General features: G+C 72.3%; 7 protein-coding genes. 3 read left to right on the forward strand and 4 right to left on the reverse strand.

Annotated features, from left to right (window positions below; genetic code table 11):
- On the forward strand, positions 1-747 hold a 747-nt coding region (mptB, locus tag VGD85_RS22655; RefSeq protein WP_331065695.1), incomplete at its 5' end, for a polyprenol phosphomannose-dependent alpha 1,6 mannosyltransferase MptB.
- Here the strand turns inward: mptB and VGD85_RS22660 are convergent.
- Positions 669-1,808 carry a fumarylacetoacetate hydrolase family protein gene (locus VGD85_RS22660; protein WP_331065696.1) on the reverse strand — a complete coding sequence of 380 codons (1,140 nt, stop codon included), beginning with the start codon at positions 1,806-1,808 and terminating at the stop codon, positions 669-671. The genes mptB and VGD85_RS22660 overlap by 79 nt on opposite strands.
- Entirely contained in the window at positions 1,805-2,650 is an 846-nt protein-coding gene (locus VGD85_RS22665) for a hypothetical protein (protein WP_331065697.1), read from the reverse strand. Before VGD85_RS22665 ends, VGD85_RS22660 begins: the two co-directional genes overlap by 4 nt.
- 65 nt (positions 2,651-2,715) lie before the next feature.
- Here VGD85_RS22665 and VGD85_RS22670 point away from each other — a divergent pair, with 65 nt between their 5' ends.
- Both VGD85_RS22670 and VGD85_RS22675 read left to right on the forward strand, forming a co-directional pair.
- Positions 2,716-3,900 (forward strand): homogentisate 1,2-dioxygenase, encoded by a 1,185-nt coding sequence (locus VGD85_RS22670; protein ID WP_331065698.1) that lies wholly within the window; start codon positions 2,716-2,718, stop codon positions 3,898-3,900.
- Between the two features lie 164 nt (positions 3,901-4,064).
- Positions 4,065-4,907 (forward strand): aldo/keto reductase, encoded by an 843-nt coding sequence (locus VGD85_RS22675; RefSeq protein WP_331065699.1) that lies wholly within the window; start codon positions 4,065-4,067, stop codon positions 4,905-4,907.
- A gap of 20 nt (positions 4,908-4,927) precedes the next feature.
- Here the strand turns inward: VGD85_RS22675 and VGD85_RS22680 are convergent, their stop codons facing one another.
- Entirely contained in the window at positions 4,928-6,106 is a 1,179-nt protein-coding gene (locus VGD85_RS22680; RefSeq protein ID WP_331065700.1) for an AAA family ATPase, read from the reverse strand.
- Positions 6,107-6,179: 73 nt separating this feature from the next.
- On the reverse strand, positions 6,180-6,785 hold the full coding sequence (locus tag VGD85_RS22685; RefSeq protein ID WP_331065701.1) for an ABC transporter ATP-binding protein: 606 nt from the start codon (positions 6,783-6,785) through the stop codon (positions 6,180-6,182).
- Positions 6,786-7,054: the final 269 nt, after the last annotated feature.

Here is a 7,054-nt window from a genome sequence, read left to right on the forward strand (position 1 = left end):
GCGGCGGCCACGCTCGCCGCGCGAGTACGCCGGCTCGCGGCGGTCGGACTGGTCTCCGTGGGCACCCTCGTGGGGCTGGGCGTCGCCACCGGTCTGGGCAGCGGGTGGGTGCACGGGCTCGGCGTACCGGCCAGCGTGAACACGCCGCTGTCGGTGACCACGCTGTTCGGCGGGCTGCTCGACTGGCTGGCGTCGGTGCTCGGGCTCGGCCTCGAGCCGGCGACGTTCCTCTCGATCGTGCGTCAGCTCGGCACCGCCGCGACGCTCGCGGCGGTCCTCGCGGTCGCGCTGCGCTGGCGCACCGGCAGCCGGACGGCCGCCCTCGAGGCGGTCGCGGCGGTGGTCGGCGTCACCGTGCTGCTCGGCCCGGTGGTGCACCTGTGGTACCTGCTGTGGGTGGTGCCGTTCGTCGCCACGCTGCGGCTGTCGCGGGTCGCGATGGCCGGGCTGCTCGCGGTCTCGACGGTCTTCGGGCTGGTCGCCCCGATGGACTCCTCGCTGCACGGCGCGTACTACGCGATCGTGCTCGGCAGCATGCTCGTCGCGCTGCTCGTCCCTCTCCTCCTGCTGACCCGCCGCTCGCGCGCGCGGATCGAGCGGATCGTCTCGGCGGAGTGGATCCCCGCGCAGCGCCCCGACGCGCCCGTCGAGCTCGCGCCGGAGCCGGCTCAGCCGCGCGCCGGGGCGATGACCCCGGCCACCTCGCCGAGCGTGATCCGGCCACCGAGCGTCCCGGGTGCGCTGTAGCGCAGCACCACCTCGTCGCCGTCGTCGAGGAACGCGTCGTCGGCGCCCCACCCGAGCTCGAGCAGCGAGCCCCGCTGGTCGGGCTCCGGGCCGCTGATCGTGCCGGAGGCGTAGAGGTCGCCGGTGCGCAGGCTCGCGCCGTTGACGGTGAGGTGGGCCAGCATCTGGGCGGGCGACCAGTACATGGTGCGGTACGGCGGGCGGCTGACCACCTCGCCGTTCACCTCGACCTCGACGTCGATGTCGAGCCCCTTCGTCGCTCCGGGGCCGAGGTAGGGCAGCGGCTCGGGGTCCTGCCCCGGCAGGTCGGTCCACGCGGCGTCGAGGGCGGCCAGCGGCGTCACCCACCGGGAGATCGACGTCGCGAACGACTTGCCGAGGAACGGGCCCAGCGGGACGTACTCCCATGCCTGGATGTCGCGCGCCGACCAGTCGTTGAGACCGACCACGCCGAACACGTGCTGCGCGAACGCGTCGTACGGCACCGGCGTGCCGAGCTCGGAGCCGGTCCCGACGACGAAGCCGAGCTCGGCCTCGATGTCGAGGCGGGTGGAGGGGCCGAACACGACCTGATCGGTGGTCGAGCCTGTCGAGACCCCGCGGCGCTGCCCGCAGGGTCGCACGACCGGGGTGCCCGACGCGACGACCGTGCCGGCCCGGCCGTGGTAGCCGACGGGCAGGTGCTTCCAGTTCGGCAGCAGCGCCTCGCCGTCGGGACGGAAGATCCGGCCGACGTTCGAGGCGTGGTGCTCGCTGGCGTAGAAGTCGACGTAGTCGGCGACCTCGAACGGTAGGTGCAGGGTCACGTCGGCGAGCGGTACGGCGTGCCGCAGCGACCCGGCCGCCGCGACGGCCCGCTCCCGGGTCTCGTGCCAGGCCTCCGGCCCGAGCGCCATGAAGGCGTTCAGCGACGGGCGGTCGAGCTCGGGACGGCCGGTGGCGGCGGCGAGGTCGATCACCCACGACGCCCGGTCGTCGTCGAACCGGACCCCGACGCGGCGCGGCCCGTCGCCGACCGAGAACACGCCGTACGGCAGGTGGTCGAGCCCGAAGCCGGTCATCGGATCAGCCCCAGGTCGCGCAGGTCGGCCAGCGGCTCGTCGATCGAGCAGGAGCCGAAGGAGGTGAACCAGCGGCGCGCGCGGTCCAGGTCGGCGGTGTCGAGAGCCGCCGCGGAGCGCTCCTCCAAGACGTCCGCGACCTCGTCGGGCCCGGCACCGTCCCAGGCCTGCCGGGTCGCGACCAGGACGTTGAGGAACCCGTGGTGCTCGAACCCGTCCTCGCCCGTGTGCCGGACCGCGCGATGGAGGCCGGCCGTGCACTTGAACGGCGTCTCGCGGTCCAGGGCGGCGTCGATCCAGCCCGCGAGCGTCGCGGCCGTGGGGAACGCCGACGCCTCGAGACCGCCGGTGCGGAGCTTGAGACGGAACTCCCGCGCCGCGACCTCGTCGGCGGCGGCCAGCCAGGCCGCCGGGGAGGCGTCGGGTGGGATCTCGACGTACACCGGCACGTGGTCGTCGAGCTGGCCGTCGGCCCGGGCCGCATCGACCGCCGCCCCGACGCGCCGCGCCGCGCCGAGTGGATCGCCGGGGTCGCGCAGCGCGATCTCCAGGCCCTCGACCGCGACGTGCAGCCTGCGGGCGAGGGAGGCGGTGCCCGCCACCTGGCCCGCGCCGCCGGTCAGCACCACCGACAGTGCCAGCGGGGTGGCCTTCAGTGCCGGCAGGTCGGTGTCCTTGACGACGAACGTGCCGACCAGGTCGGCGTGCTCGTCGGCGCGGCGGGCCTGGTGGGCGGTCGCCGCCTCCGCGAGCGGGACGTTGCCCGGCGGGAAGGTCGCGGCGTCGTCGACCAGGCCGCGCCAGGCGGAGTCGAGAGGAGGCGGAGCGGGTTCCGTTGACACGCTGGCTACTGTAGCCATCAGGCACATAGCGGACGACTATGTTCGACTATCGAACGGAGCGAGCGATGGCGCACTACCGGCGGATCGGCGAGGTGCCCCCGAAGCGGCACACCCAGCACCGCGACCCCGAGGGCCGGCTCTACTACGAGGAGCTGATGGGCGAGGAGGGGTTCTCCTCGGACTCCTCGCTGCTCTACCACCGCGGCGTGCCGTCGGCGATCGTGGCCGCCGAGCCCTGGGAGCTCCCCGACCAGACCCGCACCCCCAACCACCCGCTCAAGCCGCGCCATCTGCGGCTCCATGACCTGCAGTTCGGGGGAGAGGCCGGCGGCGACCCCGTCACCGACCGGCGCCTGGTCCTCGGCAACAACGACGTGCGGATCTCCTACGTCGTCACCGGGTCCGAGCCGTCGGCCTACTACCGCAACGCGATCGGCGACGAGTGCGTGTACGTCGAGTCCGGGTCGGGCGTGGTCGAGACGGTGTTCGGCGTGATCGCCTACCGCGCCGGCGACTACGTGGTCGTCCCGCGTGCGACGACGCACCGCTGGGTCCCTGCAGAGAGCAGTCGGCTCTATGCGATCGAGGCGAACAGCCACATCGCGCCACCGAAGCGGTACCTCTCGCGCTACGGCCAGCTGCTCGAGCACGCGCCGTACTGCGAGCGCGACCTCTACGGCCCCACCCAGCCCTTCACCGCCGAGGGCGAGGACGTCGACGTGCTGGTCAAGCACCGCACCAGCGCCGGGATCGTCGGGACCCGGATGCGGTATGCGACGCACCCCTTCGACGTCGTCGGCTGGGACGGCTGCCTGTACCCCTACACGTTCAACATTGAGGACTACATGCCGATCACCGGCAAGGTCCACCAGCCGCCGCCGGTGCACCAGGTCTTCGAGGGCCACAACTTCGTGGTCTGCAACTTCCTGCCCCGCAAGGTCGACTACCACCCGCTGGCCATCCCCGTGCCCTACTACCACTCCAACGTCGACAGCGACGAGGTCATGTTCTACGTCGGCGGCGACTACGAGGCGCGCAAGGGCTCCGGCATCGGCCTCGGGTCGATCTCGCTGCACCCCGGCGGCCACGCCCACGGCCCGCAGCCCTCGGCGATCGAGGCCTCGCTGGGGGTGGAGTACTTCGAGGAGTCGGCCGTCATGGTCGACACCTTCGCCCCGCTCGACCTCGGCGAGGCGGGGCTCGCGGTCGAGGACCCGGCGTACGCCTGGAGCTGGAGCGCCCAGTCGTGACCGACGGAGGAGGTCACGGCGTGGGGGCGCGAAGGTCGAGCAAGCGCGCGCCCGAGCCTGCGAGGGCGCGGCCGCGCGTCGAGACCCAGTGGGTGGAGGGCTGATCTGCCCGCCATTCACCTGAGGTGCATAGTGGACTCGTGGAGACGCGCAGGCTCGGCAGGTTGGAACATCGCAGTTCGGTCCTGATCTACGGCGCGGCCGCCCTCGGGGAGGTCACCCAGGACGTCGCGGACGCCTCGGTCCAGGAGGCCCTCGACGGCGGCATCAACCACTTCGACGTCGCCGCCGACTACGGCGACGCCGAGCTGCGGCTCGGGCCGTGGATGCCGCGCATCCGCGACCGGATCTTCCTGGCCACCAAGACCGGGCGCCGGGACAAGGAGTCGGCCTGGCAGGAGATCAACGCCTCGCTCGAGCGGCTGCAGACCGACCGCCTCGACCTGCTCCAGCTGCACGCCGTCGGGGACCTCGCTGACCTCGACCGCGCCACCGGCCCCGGCGGCGCCCTCGAGGCGGCGCTGCAGGCCCAGGAACAGGGCATGGTCGGCGCCGTGGGCATCACCGGCCACGGCGACCAGGCCGCCGCCACCCACCTCGAGGCGCTCCGGCGGCACCCGTTCGCGACCGTGCTGACCCCGCTCAACCCGGTGCTGTGGCGCGACGACGCCTACCGCGCCGACTACGAGGCGCTCGTCGCGGAGGTGCGCCGCCAGGACGCCGGCCTGATGACGATCAAGACCGTGTCCCGACGCAACTGGCCCGAGGGCGACGCGCACCGCTACACGACGTGGTACGAGCCGTACGACGACCAGGCGCGGATCACCGCCGCGGTGTCGTGGGTGCTCGCGCACGACGAGGTCACCGGCATCCCGACCGCGGGCGACGTCGGCCTGCTCGCCATGCTGCTCGAGGCCGAGCGCAACCGGATCCCGGTCGCCGAGGCCGAGGCGCAGCTGGCCGGTGACGCGGCGTACTCCTCGCCGTTCGTGTCGATGCCCTGGTGACGGCGGGGTAGGCCGGGCCCCTACTGGCGTAGGACGAAGTCGCTCATCCCGGGGACGGTGAACGCCAGGACGCCGCGCTCCGGGGCGTAGACCAGGCCCTTCTTGATGAGCTCATTGCGGGCAACAGAGAGGTCTGAGACTCTGCGCTTGCCCATGGCAACCACCAGATCCGACATCGCGACGGCTTCCTCGCCACCGGTGGTCGCGAGAGCTCGGAGCAAGTCGCGCTGGGCAGGCGTCGCGCGTTCCCAGCGGGATCGGTACAGACCTTCGTCAACTTCGCGGCGGGCAGACTCGCCACCGACGGAGACATCGTCGGCGGTGATCGGGTCGGTGACCGCGGCGTCCCACACGTGCTTGCCCACCGCTTGGATGAAGTAGGGGTAGCCCCCAGCAACTGCCAGGGCCTGATCGAGTGCGTCAGGTTCCCATCGCACCCCGCGTTCGGCGCTCGGCCCGACCAGCGCCGTCCGGGCCGCATCAGCCGACAGGAGCCCGATGGGGCGGTAGTCGTAGAGGCGCTCGGCGTAACTCGTCGCATCGGCGAGCTGTGCTGGGAGCGACGGCAGGCCCGCTCCGACGAACATGACGGGGAGCGGCGTCGCCCCCTGCCCGATCTGGTGGACTGCCGTGTTGACCGCAGTCAGTTCGCTCGGCGCGGCCTCCTGCAGCTCGTCGACGAGGATCAACGTCCCGATCCCGAGGTCGACTGCCGTCTCCCCGAGCACCTCGAACAGCGCGGCCAGGTCGTCTGCGAAGCGCCCGGTGTCGGCGATGCCCTTCACCAGGTCGACATCCGCGCCGAGCGAGACCGTCTGAGTGGCGGCGTTGAGCTTGAGATAGAACGCCTCGAAGACTCCGAGCAGGCGCCGCAGTCTCGGCACCGGGTGCTGGCCGGTCGCGGTGCGCATGGCGCGGACCAGTGCCTGGCTCAGGGACAGTGAGAGCGGAGTCGAGGACGTCGCTTCCACCTTGGCGGCGATCCAGCCCTTCTGCGTCACCTGACCGAGCAGCTCGTTGAGAAGCACGGTCTTGCCGACGCCGCGGAGCCCGTTCAGGACCCAGCTCCGGTCGCCCTCGCCGAGTTCCTCGGCTCGGCGGCGGACAGTCGAGAAGGCTTCCAGGATGGGCTCCCGTCCAGCGAGCACCGGTGGGCGTCGGCCCGCCCCGGGTCGGTAGGGGTTGGTGGCGGGGTCCACGTGTAAGAGACTATCAAGATCTATATCGAAATCTGTTATACGCACTCATGATTGTTGATAAGGCCATCCACCCTCACGCACTCGTCACGATCGCGCCGTCCCTGAGGTCGAGGACGGCGTCGGCCAGCGCCACGATCTCGCGGTCGTGCGTGGCCATCACCAGCGTGGTGCCCTGGTCGGCCTGCAGGTCGCGGAGCAGCGCGATGATCTCGCGCGCGGTCGCGGAGTCGAGGTTGCCGGTGGGCTCGTCGGCCAGCACGATCCCGGGATGCGCGACCAGCGCCCGCGCGATCGCGACGCGCTGCTGCTGGCCGCCCGAGAGCTGGGAGGGCAGCGAGTCCTCGCGCCCGGCGAGACCCACGGCGGCGATCAGCTCGCGTGCCCGGGCGTCGCGGGCGACGGCGGTCTTGCGGCCGACGAGGGGCGCGAGCACGTTGTCGCGGACGGTGAGCGCCGGCAGCAGGTGGAAGCGCTGGAACACGAACCCGATCGTCGCCCGATAGTCGGCGGCGGCGTTGCGGCCCAGCTGGGTGACGTCGCGGTCGCCGACCAGGATCTGGCCGGCGACCGGGCGGTCGATCGCCCCGATCAGGTGCAGCAGCGTGGACTTGCCCGACCCGGACGCGCCGACCACAGCCGTGAACGTCCCCGGGGCGATGTCGAGGTCGATGTCGCGCAGGCCTCGAGCACTGAGCCGTCCGCGAGCCGGTAGCGCTTGCTCACCCCGCGCAGCCCGATCGGGGCGCCGAGGGTGGCGTGGGCGGTCGTGGTCATCTCATTCCTCCGAGAGCAGCACAGCGACGGGCAGTCGCCGCAGGGAGGCCGCCGGCACGAGGGCGACGGCCCCCGCGAGCAGGACGGCGAGGACGGTGATCAGCGCGGTGCTCCACCACACCGCGGCGTTGAGCGGGGTCAGCAGGCTCAGGGCGCCGTGCCGGGTCGCGGGGA

The organism is Nocardioides sp. (assembly GCF_036401255.1).
Taxonomy (GTDB): Bacteria; Actinomycetota; Actinomycetes; order Propionibacteriales; family Nocardioidaceae; genus Nocardioides.

Excerpts from the sequence above, each read along its gene's own strand:
- VGD85_RS22660 (WP_331065696.1), bottom strand. The coding sequence starts at position 1,808 with ATGACCGGCTTCGGGCTCGACCACCTGCCGTACGGCGTGTTCTCGGTC.
- VGD85_RS22670 (WP_331065698.1), top strand. The coding sequence starts at position 2,716 with ATGGCGCACTACCGGCGGATCGGCGAGGTGCCCCCGAAGCGGCACACC.